This window comes from Tessaracoccus coleopterorum, from assembly GCF_011174705.1.
GTDB lineage: Bacteria > Actinomycetota > Actinomycetes > Propionibacteriales > Propionibacteriaceae > Arachnia > Arachnia coleopterorum.
Map to the genome: position 1 here is coordinate 1,704,532 of NZ_JAANIJ010000001.1, position 17,103 is coordinate 1,721,634.

Consider the following 17,103-nt stretch of genomic DNA (forward strand, 5'->3'; position numbering starts at 1 on the left):
TGCCGACATTCCCCCGGTGGGGCGGGGCGGACGAATGTGTGTCCGTCCCGCTCCCCGGAGCGTCAGGTGATCGTCCAGGCCCCACCGTCGGTGCTGACCCAGACCAGCAGCGGCCCGTCGGTGAGTCCCAGGCTTCCCGTGAACGCCCCGGTGGTGTCGACGAGGAGGGTCAACTCCTCGGTGACCTCGAAGACGAGGATCCGGCCCGAGCCCGAGTAGGTGAACTGCTTGGTGGTCGCCGGGCCGTAGTACCAGAGCACGGCGTCGGAGACGCCCTTTGCGCTGGTGGTCAGCTTCGGCGCGGCCGTCCACGGCCGGAGGGTGATGGTCCACTCCCCCTCCCCTGCACCCTGAGGTGGCCGGATGAGTCCTCCACCAGCCCGATCATGGTCGACCCCGTGTAGTTCCCGGTGCCCATCAGGCCGTCATCGGTGGGGTTGCCCGACGGGTCGAGCGTGCTGACGAGGAACTCGTCGGTTCCCTTGTAGGTGAATGTCAGGTAGGCGATGTCCATGCCTGCCGGGAGGCTGATGGTCGTGGTCCCGGTGCCCGAGTAGGTGGCGTACACGTTGTCGGTGAACCGCACCATGTTGTTGAACTGCCAGCCCTCGATCGTGACGTACCTGGTCCCGGAGGAGGTCCGCTCGGCCTGGATCGCGGTGCCCCAGATGTAGGAGCGGCAGCCGTTGTTTCCGGTGGTCGGGGTGTCGCACTCGGTGAACCAGTCCCGACCCTCCGACTCCCACGCTCCGCTGCGGCCCAGGTTGTTGTTGATCCAGCGGGCACGCGGGCTCGCCTTGTAGGTCAGGTTGTTGAACACCCAGCCGGTCTTCTGCACGTACCTGCCGCGCTCGACCTTGACCTGGGTGGCCCAGATCTCGGTGCGACACCGGTCGACATTCGACGAGTACTTCTGGCACGCCGTGTTCCACTGACGGCCGTTGACGGTGTGCTTTCCGGGCGTGATGTAGACGTCGACGGCTGCTTCAGCGCCCTGCGTGAGGGGACCCATGACCGCGACCAGCGCGAGCGACGAAGCGATCGCCAGTCGGGAGAGTAGCTTCTTCATGGCGGTCGATGTAGGCGATCCCCTCCGGCGCCGGGGTGGACCGGGAGTTAATTGTGTCCCGGGCTCCAGGGGTCTCCCGGGGCCATCACTCCCGGCGGGCGGCGCAGGTGCGCCCCGACCTTCTTCGCGCGCTCGTCGACGATCTCGATGATCCTGGCCGCCGCCTCCTCCAACGCGACGCCCGTCGTGTCGATCACCGGGGCTCCGAGCCTGCGATGGATCCGGGCGATCTCGTCGAGTTCGTCATAGATCTTCACGAGGTCTGCGTAGCCGTCCTTCGTCCCGAAACCGCCCAGCCCCTTCACCCGTTCGCCACGGATGGTGAGGAGCCGATCCGCGTCCATGGTCAGCCCGATGATCCGCCACCGGTCAACGGTGAAGAGCTCGGGAGGCGGGGCGATGCCCGGCACGAGCGGCACGTTGACGGCCTTGTACCCCAGATAGGCGAGGTAGATCGACAGCGGGGTCTTGCCCGAGCGCGAAGGGCCAACGAGGCAGATGTCGGCCTCGTGCAGCACCGCGGGCATGGCTCCGTCGTCGTTGCGCACCGCGAAGTCGATGGCCGCCATCCGGACGAAGTACTCCGCCTCGACGGCAGGGCCCGCATCGCCACCTGGTCAGCCTCGATGCCACTGATCTGCTCGAGCGCATGCATGGCGTCGGTCATCAGATCCGCGTGCGGGATGGAGGCGTCCCGGCAGAAGTTACGCACCAGGCTCGCCAACTCCTCGTTGACAAGCGTGTAGAACACCGCAACGGGGTTTCCCGCGTCCCGGACGGCCTCGAGGGCGAGGATCAACGCCCTCGTCGTGAGCATCTTGCGATGCCGGACGATGGTGAACTCCCGCGACGGGAACTGCGCGATCGCCGCGCGGGCGATCCGGGCGGCCGTCTCTCCGGTCGAATCGGCGATGATGTGGATCTCGAGAGGAGCCATGCGCCCAACTGTAGGCCGCGGCGGCCTGGACACGCGGCCGCCCCGGCAACCTCACGACACCCGCATCCCGGGCGACGGATTCCGACCCCGATCGTCCCGCGTCGAGGTGGGCAGGGATAGGCTGATCAGAACCGGCCGGGCGAAGGTGCCCCGCCGCAGCAGGAGGTGCAATTACCGATGGAGACCACCACCGAAACAGAATCGGCAAGCCTCGAGGTGTCGCTCGCCGTCCCCAAGCCACTGACGGCGGTCTGGTCCGCCCTGATGACCCTCCGGGCAACGACGCCCTCCTCGGCGTCGGAGGCCGACTCGGCTCGAAGGGTGACGACTGGCGGCCGAGGACGGCACATACGGCGTCACCAGGAGCTTCCACCCCATGGAGCAGATCCGCTTCTCGTGGCATGCGGACGACGAGGCACCACGCTCGATCGTAGACCTGCAGTTGCGGGGCGGAGACGACCAGACCCACCTCGTCCTCGCACAGCAGCAGCTGCCTGCCGACGCCGACATCAACGCACTCTCGGCGCGCTGGGAGGGAGCCCTCGGCAGGATCGCGGAGCTGGCCTGAACTCAGCCCCACACGGTCAGGGTGCCGTCGGGGCCACCGTCACGAGACGGCGGCCGATCCGGGTGAAGCTCAAGGATTCGCCGCTGTCCCTCCATACCCAGTCGAGCTCACCGGCGGTCGTGACGGCTGCCATCGCGAACCTGGGGTTGGCGGCCTCCACGTCGCGCATGCGGACGATGAGTGCCGTCCGTCCTGGCAGCACGTCCAGCACGGGCGCCAGGTGTCGAGCCGGTACGCAGACGCACGTCCCGCCGTGTTGCGCAGGTTCGGCATGTTTCCCCACCCCAGAGGTCGGTTTCGAATGGTCGGTCACGCCGGCGGCGGACCGTTGACGCCCTTGCGGGCGCGATCACCCCGGACCGAGAGGGTGCCGTCGCGGCCCAACGTCGCCAGGTGGGGCCGAACCTCGGCATGGACCACGAACCCAATGTGTCGTGGCGCACCCATGCGATCCGACCGTCGGCTGTGATCGAGGCGACCGAGAAGCGTGACACGGCCGTGCCCGGGTCGCACATGCGCACGATGAGCGTCCGGTTACCCCGGAGCACGTCGAGCACCGGCGCCGGGGTGACCGTGTGCCAGAGGCGCTCTCCGGTCTGCATGTCGTAGGCCTGAACCCATGAGCCGGAGGTTGTCTCTCCCGCCGTTCCCCGCTCGGGAAACAGCGTCTGCGCCCCGGAATAGAGGATGAGCCGCCCTCGAACTGGGTCACCCGCGTGAAGATGCCTGTGTCGGTGAGAGTCCAGCGCGTCGCACCCGACCACGGGTCGACCCGCTGCAGGCTTCCGGGGACTCGAGCAGCAGTGCATCGCCGACGACGTAACCGTGCCCCCACTTCTCCTCCCGGCGCCACAGTCGCCGCCAGGTGTCGAGGCTCCAGCCGTCGGTGCCGTCGGTCCCGGTCAGCACGGCGACCCCGTCCACCACCTGGAAGGCCGGACCATCCGCCAACCAGCGGGGCACCGCGCCGTCGGCGGCCCGGATGCCGAGGGTGTACTCCTGTTGCCCACGCCAGCCGTACGCGGTGCGCAGCAGGAGCATGCCGTCGCGCTCGATGACCACCGGATTACGCATCGCCCGGTTGAGGGCCTCACTCATCGGCACCTGCCTGCTCCACACAACGGCATAGGGGAGGGTGCGGCGAGCCTCGTCACCCGGAGCGCGGGCCGCCGACGCCGTTCGTCGGCACCGCGACCAGGAGGGAACCCCGGTCGCTCGACCCGAACCAGCCGACGCCCGCGTCGCTGACGGGGACGTCGAACCGGAACTGTCGTTCCCCGGTGAGCCGGTCGAGCAGGGTCACCTGCTGCCCGGCCTGGAGTGCGACCCACCCGGTGCCGGGCAGGTCCCGGACCACGAACGCGGATGCGGCACCGGTCAGCCGGTAGCGCCACCGCACGTCGCCCGACTCGGCGTCGAGGCCACGGACGCCGGCCCGGCTCGGCCATGGGGCGGTTCCTGGATCCCGATCAGGTCGCTACCCAGAGCGACCGCGTTCTCCCCTCCCTCAGCCGGGTCGACCAGATGGGTGGCGGAACGGCCCCCAGGTGCAGGCCGTCGTCGTCCATGGTGGGGAGGCGGCAGCCCCGACGAAGGCGACGAGGCCAGCCACGGCTGCGAGCGCCGTGCACAGGTGGCGCGTGTGGCGCCGGGTCCATCGGGAGACCGGGGCGGGCCCGGCGATCTCGGTGAGTTCCAGGACGTCCTGGTCGTCCTCGTTTCCTGGCAGTCTCATGATCCCCCTCAATTCGGGGTCAATGTAAGTCTGCCCAGACCTCATCGGTAGACCCTGCGCAAGCCTCCATCCAGCGACACGACACGACGAGCACCGCCGTGTGGCGACGGGTCCACACCCACATCGGCGCCCCGTCTGTGGCGGGCTGAGTTCGACCACGTCATCGGGTTCGATCCGTCAACCCTGGTGTCCGCGCGGGCCGCCGTTCCGGGCGGCGCGGAGCGACGAACCTCACCCCCGGCGGTGGCCGCGGGGCGCCCGGTCCTAGTATGGGCAGGGACGGCAACGAAGCCGTCATCAGACCTGGTTCACAGGAGAAGTGGTCGACATGGACACACGTTTCGGCACCAAACCCAGAGCACGCGGCGCCGCCCTCGGCGCCCTCACCCTGCTACTCCTCACCGGCTGTGCCGGAGGTGGGGGCGGGGTGAGACCCACGTGGCGGCGAGGCCAACCTGCAGCTTCCCGACCTTGGATCGGTCACCTTTCTCGGCCTGCCCGGCAACGTCCTGCTCGGGCTCGGCCTTATCGTGTGCGCGCTGGGCCTCGGCTTCGGTCTCCTCACCTACACCCAGCTGAAGAGGATGCCCGCGCACCAGGCGATGCGCGAAATCTCCGAGCTCATCTACACCACCTGCAAGGCATACCTGAGGCAGCAGGGACAGTTCCTGTTCCTGCTGTGGGCCTTCATCGCGACGATCATCGTCGTCTACTACCTGTCGCTCGGCTTCGGCGTCGGAAAGACCGCCATCGTCATCGCGTTCTCCCTGATCGGCATGGCCGGTTCATATGCGGTGGCCTGGTACGGAATCCGCGTCAACACCCTCGCGAACTCCAGGACGGCCCACGCGGCCATCGGCGGGCGCCCCTACGCGCTCCACGACATCCCGCTGCGCTCCGGCATGAGCATCGGCATGGTGCTCATCTCCGTCGAGCTGGCGATGATGCTCATCATCATGGTGTTCCTGCCCGGCGAGATCGCTGGCGCCTGCTTCATCGGCTTCGCCATCGGCGAATCGCTGGGCGCCTCCGCGCTGCGCATCGCCGGCGGCATCTTCACCAAGATCGCCGACATCGGCGCCGACCTCATGAAGATCGTGCTGCACATCAAGGAAGATGACGCCCGCAACCCCGGCGTCATCGCCGACTGCACCGGTGACAACGCCGGCGACTCGGTCGGCCCGTCCGCCGACGGCTTCGAGACCTATGGCGTCACCGGCGTCGCGTTGATCACGTTCATCCTGCTCGGCGTCCCGGAGCAGACGATGCAGATCCAGCTGCTGGTGTGGCTGTTCGTGATCCGCGCCGTGATGATCGTGGCCTCCGGAATCTCCTACTTCATCAACAGCGCCATGACAAGGTCCCGCTACGCAGGGGCCGAGGAGATGGACTTCGAGAAGCCCCTCACCTCGCTCGTGTGGATCACCTCCCTGGTGTGCATCGCGAGCACCTTCCTGACGTCGGCGCTGCTCATCGGCGACATGCCGGGTGGCATGTGGTGGAAGCTCTCGCTGATCATCTCGTGCGGCACCCTCGCGGGCGCCCTGATCCCCGAGCTCGTGAAGATCTTCACCTCGGTGAAGTCCCGCCACACCCGAGAGGTGGTCATCTCCTCCAACAAGGGCGGTCCCTCGCTCGGCATCCTGTCCGGGCTGGTCGCGGGCAACTTCTCCGCCTACTGGCTCGGCATGGCCATCGCGGGCCTGATGGCCGTCGCCTACTGGATCTCGACGCTCGGGCTCGGCGACGCGATGCTGGCCCCGGCGGTGTTCGCCTTCGGGCTCGTCGCCTTCGGCTTCCTCGGCATGGGTCCGGTCACGATCGCGGTCGACAGCTACGGACCCGTCACGGACAACGCCCAGTCGGTGTTCGAGCTCTCCACCATCGAGGAGGCTGGGGTCGAGGACGAACTCGAGCGTGAGTTCGGGCGGCGCCCGGACTTCGAGAAGGCGAAGTACCTGCTCGAGGCCAACGACGGTGCGGGCAACACGTTCAAGGCCACTGCGAAGCCGGTCCTCATCGGCACCGCGGTCGTCGGCGCCACCACGATGATCTTCTCGATCATGATGGGTCTCACCGGCGGGCTGGAGCACGACGTGGAGAACCTGTCGCTGCTGCATGCACCGTTCCTGCTGGGGCTGCTCATCGGCGGCGCGGTGATCTACTGGTTCACCGGCGCGTCGATCCAGGCCGTCACCACCGGCGCCTACCGGGCGGTCGAGTTCATCGGTGCGAACATCGACCTCGACAGCGACGCCAAGCGGGCGAGCGAGGAGGACTCCTCGAAGGTGGTCCAGATCTGCACCAAGTACGCGCAGAAGGGCATGTTCAACATCTTCCTCGGCGTGTTCTTCGCGACGCTGGCCTTCGCCTTCGTCGAGCCGTTCTTCTTCATCGGCTACCTGATCGCGATGGCGCTGTTCGGCCTGTACCAGGCCATCTTCATGGCCAACGCGGGTGGCGCCTGGGACAACGCGAAGAAGCTCGTGGAGGTCGACCTCGCGGCGAAGGGCACCCCGCTGCACGAGGCGACGATCATCGGCGACACCGTTGGCGACCCGTACAAGGACACCTCGTCCGTGGCCCTCAACCCGGTGATCAAGTTCACGACGTTGTTCGGCCTGCTGGCCGTCGAGCTGTCGGTGCTGCTGAAGGCCAACTTCGGAGGCGTGCTGACGGGCGTGCTCGCGGCCGTGTTCCTGTTGGCCTCGATGGTGTTCGTGTACCGCTCCTTCTACTCGATGCGGATCAACGAGGAGATGGAGAACATGGAGATCGAGGTCGTCAAGGCCTCCTGAACAACACCCGACGGCCGCCCGCAGGCTCTGCGGGCGGCCGTCGCCGTTGTCCAGGGTGGTGCGCTCACCAGTGGGTGATGCCGTTGGCCCTCAGGAGCGCCCCGGGTCGGAGGCGGTGTAGATGTCTCCGGGGTGGTGCCGGGCTCGTAGTACTCGAGGTGCAGGTGGGCACCGAATGAGCGCCCCGTCTCCCCACCTCGCCGATCTGCTGCCCGACCGTTACCGTGTCGCCCGGGGCGACATCCGCGTCGCTCAGGTGGGCGTAGAGGGTGTGGGATCCGTCCGCTGCCCGGATGATCAGGTGGGTGCCCGCCCATCCGCCCGCCGTCGGCTCGACGACTGTGCCCGCGACCACCGCGTGTACCGGGGTGCCGACGTCGGCCGCGAAGTCGAGGCCCGTGTGATAGCGCGACCATGACCCGGTCGCCCCGAATCGGGCGCTCAGACGGTAGCTGCCACGTTCGAGCGGGAGCGACGCGGTCGGCTCCGGCTCCGGGCAGGCGCGGCCACCGGAGTGGGCGCTGGGGAAGCCGCGGGCCTGGGGGCAGGCGTGGGCGCGACGAAGCGGCCGGCCTCCACCGGCACCGGCGCAGCGACAACCGGTTTCGTGGCCGCGGAGGCCGACGAGACGCCGGTACCCATGAGGGCGAGCGCTGCGACGGTCAGGTTCAGGACTGCGCGGCGCGGATGGTTGAAGCGGAACTGCATGGATCTCCCTGAGTTGGACACCCCTATTCTGAGGGTTTCTCAGGCAATTCTCAAATACCACCGGCCTTGCGCGCTCAGATCGGAGCCTTTGACGGTTGGGCTTCACCGACTTCCTGAGACCACTCCTCAGGTTGATCAGGCTTCCGGGAAAGACGAAGGCCGCGCCCGGCTCGGGCGCGGCCTTCAACGTGTCGGGTGGATCAGGTGAGACGGATGAGGTCGCAGACGAAGATCAGCGCCTCGCCCGGGCCGATCACGCCGCCGGCGCCCCGCTCGCCGTAGGCGAGGTGCGACGGGATGGTCAACTGGCGACGCCCCCCGACCTTCATGCCCTGGATGCCCTGGTCCCAGCCCTGGATGACCCGGCCGCCGCCGAGAGGGAAGGAGAGCGGCGCACCGCGGTTCCACGAGGAGTCGAACTCCTCGCCGGAGCTGAAGGCCACGCCGACGTAATGCACGTGCGCGACGTCGCCGGCCTTGGCCTCGGGCCGTCACCCTCGACGATGTCGGTGATGACGAGATCAGCGGGGGCCTCGCCGCCCGGGAAGTCGACCTCGGGCTTCTCATTCATGTTGGTCATGGCCCCGAGCCTACCCGGACGGCAGCCCTTCCCACACGCCCGGAAGCGCGCGAATCCTCCCCTCCACGGCTCGCCGGGTAGCCTGTCGGGGTGAGCATCACCTGTCGTCCCATCTCCGCCGAGCAGCACCTCGGGTTCATCGTCGAACGCGGCTCGGCGTCGTTTCTCCAGACCCCGGCATGGGCGAGCGTCAAGCCCGAGTGGCGCGCCGAGTCCGTCGGCTTCTTCGACGGCGGAGTCCTCACCGGGGTGGGGCTGATCCTCTACCGCCAGCTTCCCAAGCTGCGGCGCTTCCTCGCCTACCTCCCGGAGGGCCTGTCCTGGACTGGACCAGGGGAGACATCCCGAGCACCTCGCCGCGCTCGTCGCGCACGCGAAGAAGGCGAGGGCCTTCGCGGTGCGGATCGGCCCGACCACCGTGCACCGCCGCTGGTTCCCCGCCACGATCAAGGAGGCGATCGCCGACGAGACGGTCACCCGGCTGTCCGAGGTGACGCCGGATGTCACCGTCAACGCCGCGACCAGGCTGCGCAACCAGCTCCTCCACGGTGGCTGGCGGACCGATGAGACGGGCCACGGCTTCGCCGCCGGCCAGCCGATGTTCAACTTCCAGCTGCCGCTGCGCACCGCGGACGGCGCCCAGAAGACCGAGGACCAGATCCTCAAGGGCATGAACCAGCTCTGGCGCCGCAACATCAAGAAGGCCGCCAAGGAGGGTGTCACCGTCCGTAACGGTGGTCGTGCCGAACTCGCGGACTTCCACCGCATCTACCTCGAGACCGCGCAGCGCGACGGCTTCACCGGCCGCTCGCTGAGCTACTTCCAGACGATGTGGGATGCCCTGAACTCCGAGGCCCCCGACCGGATGAAGCTCTATCTCTCCGAGCATGAGGGCGACCTGGTCGCGGCGACCACGATGGTCCGCGTCGGGGAGCATTCCTGGTACTCGTACGGCGCATCCACCAACGCCAAGCGCGAGGTCCGGGGATCCAACGCCATCCAGTGGCAGATGATCCGCGACGCCAACGAGGCGGGCTGCGCGGTCTACGACCTACGGGGTATCACCGAGGGGTCGGAGCCGACGATCCCGAGATCGGCCTCATCCAGTTCAAGGTCGGGACGGGCGGCGAGGCCGTCGCCTACGTGGGCGAGTGGGACTACGCCATCAACAAGCCACTCCACTACGCGTTCAACCTCTACCTGAAGCGGCGGTGACCTGGTGCCCCTCACACTGACGATCGACCGCGCCCGCTGGGAGGCGCATCAGCGCGACCTGATCTCCCAGGTCCCGGGTTGGTGCCCGTAGCCAAGGGCAACGGTTACGGGTTCGGGCTCGACGTGCTCGCCCGGCAGTCCGGAGTGCTGGGCCTTCCCGTCCTCGCTGTCGGGATCGCCCAGGAGGTCGCCAAGGTGCGTGCCGGCGGCTGGGCCGGCGGGTTCAGCGGCGACCTCGTCGTGCTCAACCCTTGGCGCCCCTTCGACGACGTGGCTACGGCCCAACTCGCGGATCCGCACGTCATCGTGACCGTCTCACGCGCCGAGGACGTCACCGCCCTCGCGGCCGCCCACCCGGGCACGCGGGTTCTGCTCGAGATCGAGACCTCGATGCACAGGCACGGGCTGACCCCAGGCGACGTCGACGTCGCGGCCCTCGACCGGCTGACGTTCGAGGGCTGGACGATCCACCTGCCCGCCGACGGCTCCCTTGCGGACGCCCACCGGCTCGCCGCTGGCGGCCTCGCCGTCCGCACCGGCCCGATCTGGGTCTCGCACCTCAGCGTGGCCGACTACCGGGCGCTCAGCGCACGCCTCGACGTGCCGACCCACATGCGCATCGGCACGCGGCTCTGGCTGGGCGACAGGGAGGCCTACCGCACCACGGCGACCGTGCTGGACGTCCATCGGATCGCGAAGGGCGACCGGCTCGGCTACCACCAGGCAACTGCCCCGAAGGACGGCCACATCCTGATCGTCTCGGGCGGAACCGCGCACGGGGTGGCGATGGCGGCCCCGTCCCGCAGCGGTCGCTGAGGCAGCGCGCCGTCACCGTCGCCCAGGGCGTGCTCGAGGCGGCCGGTCGGACGTTGTCACCGTATGGGATCGCGGGGAGGAAGCGGGCCTTCGCCGAACCACCCCACATGCACTCGTCGATGATCTTCGTGCCCGGGAGGGACCCGCTCGTGAAGGTCGGCGACGAGGTGCCCGTCACCACGAGGATGACGACGGTGACCACCGACGAGGTCCGTTGGGCCTGAGTCGGGGCGTCAGCCGATCGGTTGCCCCACGGGGGGCATCCGCTCATACCGGTTCAGCACCCCGCCGAGGGATCAGGCACCTCGGGCGTCTTCAACCGGTCGTGCAGGGGATCGCGGATGTCACGGATCGACTCGACGACGATCCACGCATGCACGCCTGAACGCAGGATGATGGCGAGCCAGTAGAGCAGGTACGGGCCGCTCTGGCTGATCGTCAGGGCGCCACCGAGCCAACCCCAGATCGCGAGGTAGTGGCCCACCTCCACGACGGTCAGGGCGATGAGTTCGGTGCGGAAGGGTCGCGACAGGATGAGGGCGACGACGAGCCACAGGCCGGTCTGCGGTGGGTACGCCGGGCCCAGCAGCGCCGCGGCGAAGAGCACCACCGCGATGAGTGACCCGATGCGCGGTCGCCGCTTCGTGACGTAGAGCCAGGCGATGAAGACACAGAGGGCGAGCACGAGTATCGCGAACGCGAGCGACCCGGTGTCACGCAGCTGCAACCCGAACAGCGAGACCAGGTACCAGAGCGACCCGTATCCGGTCTGCTTGTTGATCTCCTGGTGGTAGAACGCGTAGACGGCGTCGAAGTTACGCAGCAGCAGGGGAAGGTGGATCAGCAGGAACGTGGCGACGGCCGGGATCGCGAACCTGAGCGCCGTCGCCCAGCCCGAGCGCAACCCGCAGGCGACCACGACCGCGAGCGCGACACCGACCGGCATCGTCCCGGCGCAGGCCGCGATCCCGACGACCACCCCGCCTCCACCGTTCGCCCGCGGGCGAACGCGGCCAGCCCGATCAGCGTGATGGCGATGGGCACCAGATCCCACGAGATCAGGCCCGAGGCCAGGACAACGGGCGAGGCGGCCAGCAGCACCGAGTCCCAGGACGGCCGCCCGTTTTCCGTCCCGCGACCGGAGCGCGCGAGCGCCAGGCAGGCGACGAGGAAGCAGAGGTAGAGGCCGACTGCGGTCAGGGAGAAGAAGGGCACGCTCTGGTCGATCTGCGCCTGCAGATCGGCGCCCGACACTCCCGAGAGCAGGGAGGCGAGGTTCCTGGTCAGCAGCACGATCACGGCGATGAGCGGCGGGAACACCAGCTGTTCGGAGGAGAGCGGTGACGTCCCCGCCCCGAGCCCCTGGCTCAGGAATGTCGTCTGGATGTCCGAGTAGCAAACCCTGATATAGGAGTTGATGGGGTTGGTCGCCTCGGTCTGGAGGCACGGGACGTGCCGCAGGTACAGCGCGGTGAAGAGGAGCGCGCTGACCGCCGCGACCGTGGCCAGCGGGCTGAACCAGAACCCCCGTCGGACGGGGTGCCTGCCCATCGGCCCGCCGAGTCGCGGGTACAGCGCGTTGTCCACGGCGTCACTCTAGCCGTCGACTTCTTCCGCGGTCAGTCCCCGGGGCCGGCGCCGCCCCGTCACCGGAGCCCTGCCCACCCGTGTTGCCGCCTCCCGGTTTGCCGCCGCCACCCTGGTTGCCTCCGCCCTCTGACGCCACACCGGTTGGTTCCTTGCCCGGCTCCTTGCCCGGCTCCTTGCTCGGCTCGCTGGTCGGTTCCTTGGTCGCCTCCTTCGACGGCTCCTTGCTGGGTTCCTTGCTGGGTTGCCTGGTCGGCTCCTTGGAGGGTTCCATGCTCGGCTCGGGGCTGGGCGCCACCTGGGATGGCGTGGCCGACGGCTTGGCACTCGGGGTAGGCGACGGCTTGGGCGTCGGCTTGGGCGAGGAGCTTTCCTTACCCTTTTCCGCCTTGATCGGTTCGGGCCTGTCGAAGTCCTCCACCGGCATCGAGTCGGTGGCCTGCAGCATGAAGTCCACCCACGTCATGAGCGGATAGCTCGAGCCGAAGAAGGTGGAGTCCTGGGGCCGCTTGTAGGCCTCCAGGTTGTCGTTGCCGCCGTCTCCGGCGACGTACATGACGGCGGTGGAGACCTGCTTCGTGTACCCGACGAACCACGCCGAGGTGATCGCCCCGTCGAAGTCATTGGTGCCCGTCTTGCCCGCGACCGGACGGTCCAGTTCGCCCGCCCGGCGACCGGTGCCCTCCTCGACCACGGAGGTCAGCGAGTCGGTCACGTTGGCTGCCACGTTCGGGTCGATGGTGCGCTCGTTGGCAGGCTTGGCCTCGTAGAGCACCTCCCCCTTCGAGTCGAGCACCTTCGAGACGATGTGCACCTCGTTGCGTTGCCCCGAGTTGGCGAGCGTCGCGTAGGAGTTGGCCATGTTCGTCGGGCTGACCTCGGCGAACCCGAGGGCCACGCGGTTGATCGGGTCCCACCCGCGGCTGGTGGGAGCTCCCGCGTCGTTGGCCGCCTGCATCACCTTCTGGGGACCGTCATCCATCTGCCCGGTCATGTCGACGAAGGCCGTGTTGATCGACTTCGCCGTCGCCTCACGCAGCGTGACCGGGCCGTACTGATGGCTGAACTCGTTGCGGATGGGCTTGTCGTCACCCTTGGGCGTGAAGGTGTTGCCCTTGAAGATCGACTTGAGTGAGAAACCGTTGCGGAGCCCGGCGATGGTGGCGAAGGTCTTGAAGGTGGACGCGGCCGGGCGGTCGGTCGTGGCCCAGTTGCGCGAGTCCGCCACGTAGTCAGCGCCGCCGTAGGTTGCCAGGATGCCGCCGGTGGCGGTGTCGACCGAGGCGATGGCCACGTGCAGGTCGTTCGGGTCGGGGTCGCCCTTGGCCTTCTCCGCCGCCTTCTTCGTGTACTCCTGGGCGGTGAGGATGGCCGCGGTCTGCATTGGCTTGTTGAGCGTCGTGATGATCTTCAGGCCGCCGCCCTGGAGCTCGGCGTCGGTGAATCCCTTCGCGAGCAGCTCTTCCTCGACCTGCTTGATGAGGAAGCCCTTGGGGCCGCCGTAGCGGTTGTTGATGGGCACCTCGGGAAGGTGGGGAGCTGCGCGTACGCCGCGTCATGTTCCTGCGGGGTGATCGCACCCATGGTCAGCATGCCGTCCAGCACGTAGCGGTAGCGGCCCAGGAGCCTCTGGAGCTTCTCCTCGCCTCCGGAGGGGTTGAATCCCGCGGGGTTGTTCAGGATGGCGGCCAGCGCGGCGGTCTCCTCGAGCGTCAGCTCGGCGGCCGGCTTGAGGAAGTAGGACTTCGCCGCAGCCTGGATCCCGTAGGCACCACGCCCGAAGTAGATGGTGTTGAGGTAGCCCTCGAGGATCTGCTCCTTACTCATCTCGCGGCCCATCTTCACAGCGAGGAATAGCTCCTTCACCTTGCGCGACACCGTCTGCTCGGAGGTCAGGTAGAGGATCTTGATGTACTGCTGCGTGATGGTGGAGCCACCCTGCACCTCACCGCCGGTGGCGATGGACCAGACGCTGCGGGCGATGCCCGTGGCGGAGAAGCCCGGATCCTCCCAGAAGCTCCGGTTCTCGGCCGCGACGACCGCGTCCTTCATGAGCTGGGGCATGTCCGCGTAGTCGAGGCTGACCCGGTTCTGGACGGCGAGCGAACCGAGTTGGTTGTTGCCGTCCTGGTAGTAGATGAAGGTGGTGTTCGTGGTGAACTCGGCGTTGGCGTCCGGAAGCTCGGCACTGCTGTAGAGATACGCCACGCCTCCGAGCCCGGTGATGCCGAACACGATGAACAGCACCAGGAAGGTGACGCCGATCCGGCCCCAGATCCTCCTGGCCCGCGACCGGGGTTGCTTCTTCCCGCCGCGCTTCGCCTTCGCCTCTGCCATTGGTGTCCTCGTGTCCGATTACAACTCCGTGTGGTCGCCGCGGCCGTGTCCAGCCTCCGACGTCAGCCGGGTTCCCCGGTCCTGACGGGACTCGGACGCCCTCGGATCGCGTGCCCCTGGAGGGTCACGGCGCCTGGAGGGCGCCGGGTGAACCCGTTGACAGGGCCGTCCCGCGCGGGACCACATCGTCACAGGATACGTGTGGCGCCCAAGAATCCTGGTGCCAGGGGCTGCGACCACGGTCGCCGGTTTGCCGCACCGGACCCCGACCCAGGTGCCGCTGCACCCTAGCGGCCGCGGCGCGACAACCACGACAGGGTGGCGGGCCGCAGGCATTCCGAGCACCTGCCCGCTCCACCTGGAAACGCAGCGGCACCCGGCGGCTTCGCGTCCCGGTCAGTGCCCGGTGGCGCCGGCCACCGTGGTCCGGATCCCCGCCTCGGCGAGCGCCCTCTGGGCCCTGGACCGCACCTCGCGCGCAGGTGCCCAGTGGCGGTTCGGCTCGGCCTTGAGACCGATCTGCACGGTCATCGTCGCCCCGGACAAGCCCCGATGCCGAGCACCGACGGCTCCTCGAGGAGGATCTCCTCCCAGTCGGGCTCGGCATGCATCTCGGCCACGGCCTCCCGCAGGAGAGCCACCACCCTCTCCGGATTCTCATCGATCGGGACCGGCACATCGATCGTCAGGGTCGAGAAGCCCTGCGACACGTTCCCGAGCGTGAGCACCTCCCCGTTGCGCACGTACCAGACCGTGCCTGTCCCGTCGCGCAGTTGCGTGACCCGGAGGGACACCTCCTGAACGGTCCCGTCAGGTCACCGACGCGGATCACGTCCCCCACCCCGAACTGGTCCTCGGCCAGCATGAAGATGCCGAGAGGTAGTCCTTCACCAGAGACTGGGCCCCGAAACCGAGCGCGACGCCTCCGATGCCCGCCGAGGCCAGGAGTGGCCCATCGGCACGCCGAAGATCGCGAGGACCGTCAGCACCGTCAGACCCACCAGCATCACGTCGACCACGTTGCGCAACAGCGACCCCAACGTCGCGATCCGCTGCTTCTGCCGGACCCCGCGAGGCCACCCGCCCGGTCGAGGAAGCGCCTGGCCTGGGAACGGCGCGTCTGGTCCGCCTCGGCCTCGTGCTTCGCTGTCAGCGCCTCCACCGTCCGCCTGATCACGAAAACGGCCAGGAACCGGACGGTCACGGCCACGGCGATCACGATTCCGGCCTGCAGGAGCTTCTCCCAGATCTCTTCCATGTGCCAAGCCTGCCAGTGCGGGACGGCCTCCGCCTGCGGCTCGCGTAGACTTGTCCCCGTGCCAAGCCTGACCCGAGCCCAGACGAACGCAATGCAGGAACTCCTCCGCATCGCGCCGGTCATCGACGACCTCGGCCGGCTGTTCTCCGACGCCGGCCACGAGATCTTCCTGGTGGGTGGTTCCGTGCGCGACGCGCTGCTCGGGACCCTCGGCCAGGACCTCGACTTCACGACCTCCGCCTCGCCCGATGAGACAGAGGCCCTCCTGAAGCAGTTCACGCCCACCACCTGGGCGATCGGCAAGGCGTTCGGCACCATCGGCGCCATCAAGCGCTCCGAAGGCGTCGAATGGCAGATCGAGGTGACCACCTTCCGCGCCGACGTCTACCGGAGCGAATCACGCAAGCCAGAGGTGGCCTTCGGCGACTCGATCGACGGCGATCTCATCCGCCGGGACTTCACGGTCAACGCGATGGCCATCGACGTGGCCACCAAGGCCTTCGTCGACCCCTACGGCGGCCTCGACGACCTCGCCGACGGCGTCCTGCGCACCCCTCGACCCCCGAGATCAGCTTCTCGGATGATCCGCTGAGGATGCTGCGTGCCGCCCGCTTCGCCTCCCGGCTCGGGTTCACCGTCGTGCCCGAGGTCGTCGCGGCGATGAAGGACATGGCGGAACGGATCGACATCGTCTCGGTCGAGCGCGTCCAGGCCGAGCTCACCGGCCTCCTGCTGACCGACTCACCCCGCGAGGGTCTGGACCTGCTCGTGCGCACCGGGCTGGCGGAGCGCTTCCTGCCGGAACTTCCCGCGCTGAAACTCGAGGTCGACGAGCACGCCCGCCACAAGGACGTCTACGAGCACAGCCTGACGGTGCTCGATCAGGCGATCGGGCTGGAGAAGGCCCGCGGCCACGAGCCCGACATCGTCAACCGCCTCGCGGCGCTGCTGCACGACATCGGCAAGCCCGCCACGCGCCGCTTCGAGGGCCCCAAGGTGACGTTCCACCACCACGACGTCGTCGGCGCCAAGCTGGTCACCAAGCGGCTGAGGGCGCTGGCCTTCCCACGCACGTGGTGAAGTCGGTCGCGAAGCTGATCGACCTCCATCTGCGCTTCCACGGCTACTCGGACGGGCATGGACCGACGCGGCCGTCCGCCGCTACGTCCGTGACGCCGGAGACGAGCTCGAGCGGCTCCACATGCTGACGCGGGCCGACTGCACCACCCGCAACCGACAGCGTGCCACCCGGCTCCGCCGAGCCTACGAAGAGCTCGAGTGGCGCATCGACGAGCTGGCCGCCCAGGAGGAGCTCGATTCGCTGCGCCCCACCTCGACGGCACCCGGATCATGGAGGTCCTCGGCATCGGGCCCGGGCGCGAAGTGGGTCAGGCCTACGCCTTCCTGCTGGAGCACCGCACCGAACACGGACCGGTCCCGGAGGAGGAGGCGGTCGAGCTGCTGCGCGCCTGGTGGGCCGGGCGCGACGCCTGAC

19 protein-coding genes and 6 pseudogenes are annotated in these 17,103 nt (G+C 68.4%); 6 read left to right on the forward strand and 19 right to left on the reverse strand.

From position 1 onward, the window contains the following. Positions 1-62 precede the first annotated feature (62 nt). The 3 genes and pseudogenes from G7085_RS10990 to G7085_RS11000 form a co-directional block, all read right to left on the reverse strand. On the reverse strand, positions 63-260 hold the full coding sequence (locus G7085_RS10990) for a hypothetical protein (RefSeq protein WP_197510980.1): 198 nt from the start codon (positions 258-260) through the stop codon (positions 63-65). Between the two features lie 29 nt (positions 261-289). Next, positions 290-1,069, reverse strand: a complete 780-nt coding sequence (locus G7085_RS10995; RefSeq protein ID WP_197510981.1) for a hypothetical protein — start codon at positions 1,067-1,069, stop codon at positions 290-292. A gap of 47 nt (positions 1,070-1,116) precedes the next feature. After that, positions 1,117-2,006, reverse strand: a pseudogene (locus tag G7085_RS11000) (pyruvate, water dikinase regulatory protein). Positions 2,007-2,382: 376 nt separating this feature from the next. Here G7085_RS11000 and G7085_RS11005 point away from each other — a divergent pair. Beyond that, positions 2,383-2,574 (forward strand): SRPBCC domain-containing protein, encoded by a 192-nt coding sequence (locus G7085_RS11005; protein WP_197510982.1) that lies wholly within the window; start codon positions 2,383-2,385, stop codon positions 2,572-2,574. Between the two features lie 16 nt (positions 2,575-2,590). Here G7085_RS11005 and G7085_RS11010 read toward each other — a convergent pair whose 3' ends face one another. The 4 genes from G7085_RS11010 to G7085_RS11025 all read right to left on the reverse strand — a co-directional run bounded on the left by G7085_RS11010 (position 2,591) and on the right by G7085_RS11025 (position 4,309). Beyond that, positions 2,591-2,785 (reverse strand): hypothetical protein, encoded by a 195-nt coding sequence (locus tag G7085_RS11010; RefSeq protein ID WP_197510983.1) that lies wholly within the window; start codon positions 2,783-2,785, stop codon positions 2,591-2,593. Positions 2,786-3,282: 497 nt separating this feature from the next. Next, positions 3,283-3,648, reverse strand: a complete 366-nt coding sequence (locus G7085_RS11015) for a hypothetical protein (protein ID WP_197510984.1) — start codon at positions 3,646-3,648, stop codon at positions 3,283-3,285. Between the two features lie 76 nt (positions 3,649-3,724). Then, entirely contained in the window at positions 3,725-3,973 is a 249-nt protein-coding gene (locus tag G7085_RS11020) for a hypothetical protein (RefSeq protein ID WP_197510985.1), read from the reverse strand. 108 nt (positions 3,974-4,081) lie between these two features. Continuing rightward, positions 4,082-4,309, reverse strand: coding sequence for a hypothetical protein (locus G7085_RS11025; protein ID WP_197510986.1), 228 nt, complete (start codon positions 4,307-4,309; stop codon positions 4,082-4,084). 328 nt (positions 4,310-4,637) lie between these two features. Between G7085_RS11025 and G7085_RS11030 the strand changes: the two are divergent. Next, positions 4,638-7,107, forward strand: a pseudogene (locus G7085_RS11030) (sodium-translocating pyrophosphatase). 64 nt (positions 7,108-7,171) lie between these two features. On the opposite strand, the gene G7085_RS25620 reads toward G7085_RS11030, so the two are convergent. The 3 genes and pseudogenes from G7085_RS25620 to G7085_RS11040 all read right to left on the reverse strand — a co-directional run bounded on the left by G7085_RS25620 (position 7,172) and on the right by G7085_RS11040 (position 8,386). Next, the gene (locus G7085_RS25620) at positions 7,172-7,552 is read right to left on the reverse strand and encodes a murein hydrolase activator EnvC family protein (protein WP_231980171.1); all 381 of its coding nucleotides are present in this window, start codon (positions 7,550-7,552) and stop codon (positions 7,172-7,174) included. Then, positions 7,549-7,815: a hypothetical protein gene (locus tag G7085_RS25625; protein ID WP_231980823.1), complete on the reverse strand. Its 267-nt coding sequence runs from the start codon at positions 7,813-7,815 to the stop codon at positions 7,549-7,551. Before G7085_RS25625 ends, G7085_RS25620 begins: the two co-directional genes overlap by 4 nt. A 200-nt stretch (positions 7,816-8,015) precedes the next feature. Continuing rightward, positions 8,016-8,386 (reverse strand): annotated as a pseudogene (locus tag G7085_RS11040) (FKBP-type peptidyl-prolyl cis-trans isomerase). Between the two features lie 99 nt (positions 8,387-8,485). Here G7085_RS11040 and G7085_RS11045 point away from each other — a divergent pair. The 3 genes and pseudogenes from G7085_RS11045 (at position 8,486) to G7085_RS11055 (ending at position 10,650) form a co-directional block, all read left to right on the forward strand. Continuing rightward, positions 8,486-9,610 (forward strand): annotated as a pseudogene (locus G7085_RS11045) (lipid II:glycine glycyltransferase FemX). A gap of 81 nt (positions 9,611-9,691) precedes the next feature. After that, complete coding sequence (locus G7085_RS11050) at positions 9,692-10,426, forward strand: alanine racemase (protein ID WP_197510988.1); 735 nt, start codon at positions 9,692-9,694, stop codon at positions 10,424-10,426. Between the two features lie 29 nt (positions 10,427-10,455). Beyond that, positions 10,456-10,650, forward strand: coding sequence for a hypothetical protein (locus tag G7085_RS11055; RefSeq protein WP_197510989.1), 195 nt, complete (start codon positions 10,456-10,458; stop codon positions 10,648-10,650). Between the two features lie 53 nt (positions 10,651-10,703). Here G7085_RS11055 and G7085_RS11060 read toward each other — a convergent pair whose 3' ends face one another. The 9 genes and pseudogenes from G7085_RS11060 to G7085_RS11085 all read right to left on the reverse strand — a co-directional run bounded on the left by G7085_RS11060 (position 10,704) and on the right by G7085_RS11085 (position 15,608). Continuing rightward, positions 10,704-11,330, reverse strand: a complete 627-nt coding sequence (locus G7085_RS11060; protein WP_197510990.1) for a hypothetical protein — start codon at positions 11,328-11,330, stop codon at positions 10,704-10,706. Beyond that, positions 11,267-12,013, reverse strand: coding sequence for a hypothetical protein (locus G7085_RS11065; protein ID WP_197510991.1), 747 nt, complete (start codon positions 12,011-12,013; stop codon positions 11,267-11,269). The genes G7085_RS11060 and G7085_RS11065 overlap by 64 nt, the downstream gene beginning before the upstream one ends. Before the next feature lie 4 nt (positions 12,014-12,017). Further along, positions 12,018-13,535, reverse strand: coding sequence for a penicillin-binding transpeptidase domain-containing protein (locus G7085_RS11070; RefSeq protein WP_197510992.1), 1,518 nt, complete (start codon positions 13,533-13,535; stop codon positions 12,018-12,020). Further along, positions 13,424-14,350: a transglycosylase domain-containing protein gene (locus tag G7085_RS11075; protein WP_197510993.1), complete on the reverse strand. Its 927-nt coding sequence runs from the start codon at positions 14,348-14,350 to the stop codon at positions 13,424-13,426. Before G7085_RS11075 ends, G7085_RS11070 begins: the two co-directional genes overlap by 112 nt. Positions 14,351-14,746: 396 nt before the next feature. Further along, the gene (locus G7085_RS30220) at positions 14,747-14,875 is read right to left on the reverse strand and encodes a hypothetical protein (protein WP_269451836.1); all 129 of its coding nucleotides are present in this window, start codon (positions 14,873-14,875) and stop codon (positions 14,747-14,749) included. Between the two features lie 2 nt (positions 14,876-14,877). Continuing rightward, complete coding sequence (locus tag G7085_RS11080; protein ID WP_197510994.1) at positions 14,878-15,144, reverse strand: hypothetical protein; 267 nt, start codon at positions 15,142-15,144, stop codon at positions 14,878-14,880. 17 nt (positions 15,145-15,161) lie between these two features. Beyond that, positions 15,162-15,221, reverse strand: a pseudogene (locus G7085_RS34805) (hypothetical protein); the annotation flags it as partial. A 16-nt stretch (positions 15,222-15,237) separates the two neighbouring features. Then, entirely contained in the window at positions 15,238-15,360 is a 123-nt protein-coding gene (locus tag G7085_RS30225) for a hypothetical protein (RefSeq protein ID WP_269451837.1), read from the reverse strand. Then, positions 15,357-15,608 (reverse strand): hypothetical protein, encoded by a 252-nt coding sequence (locus G7085_RS11085; RefSeq protein WP_197510995.1) that lies wholly within the window; start codon positions 15,606-15,608, stop codon positions 15,357-15,359. Before G7085_RS11085 ends, G7085_RS30225 begins: the two co-directional genes overlap by 4 nt. Here G7085_RS11085 and G7085_RS11090 point away from each other — a divergent pair. Continuing rightward, positions 15,607-17,102 (forward strand): annotated as a pseudogene (locus G7085_RS11090) (CCA tRNA nucleotidyltransferase). The gene G7085_RS11085 and the pseudogene G7085_RS11090 sit on opposite strands and share 2 nt — an antisense overlap. Position 17,103: the final 1 nt, after the last annotated feature.

What these genes read in the sequence shown, in the direction of transcription:
- G7085_RS10995 (WP_197510981.1), bottom strand. Translation starts at nt 1,069, where the DNA reads ATGAAGAAGCTACTCTCCCGACTGGCGATCGCTTCGTCGCTCGCGCTG.
- G7085_RS11005 (WP_197510982.1), top strand. Translation starts at nt 2,383, where the DNA reads ATGGAGCAGATCCGCTTCTCGTGGCATGCGGACGACGAGGCACCACGC.
- G7085_RS11015 (WP_197510984.1), bottom strand. Translation starts at nt 3,648, where the DNA reads ATGCGTAATCCGGTGGTCATCGAGCGCGACGGCATGCTCCTGCTGCGC.
- G7085_RS11025 (WP_197510986.1), bottom strand. Translation starts at nt 4,309, where the DNA reads ATGAGACTGCCAGGAAACGAGGACGACCAGGACGTCCTGGAACTCACC.
- G7085_RS25625 (WP_231980823.1), bottom strand. Translation starts at nt 7,815, where the DNA reads ATGCAGTTCCGCTTCAACCATCCGCGCCGCGCAGTCCTGAACCTGACC.
- G7085_RS11075 (WP_197510993.1), bottom strand. Translation starts at nt 14,350, where the DNA reads ATGGCAGAGGCGAAGGCGAAGCGCGGCGGGAAGAAGCAACCCCGGTCG.
- G7085_RS11085 (WP_197510995.1), bottom strand. Translation starts at nt 15,608, where the DNA reads ATGGAAGAGATCTGGGAGAAGCTCCTGCAGGCCGGAATCGTGATCGCC.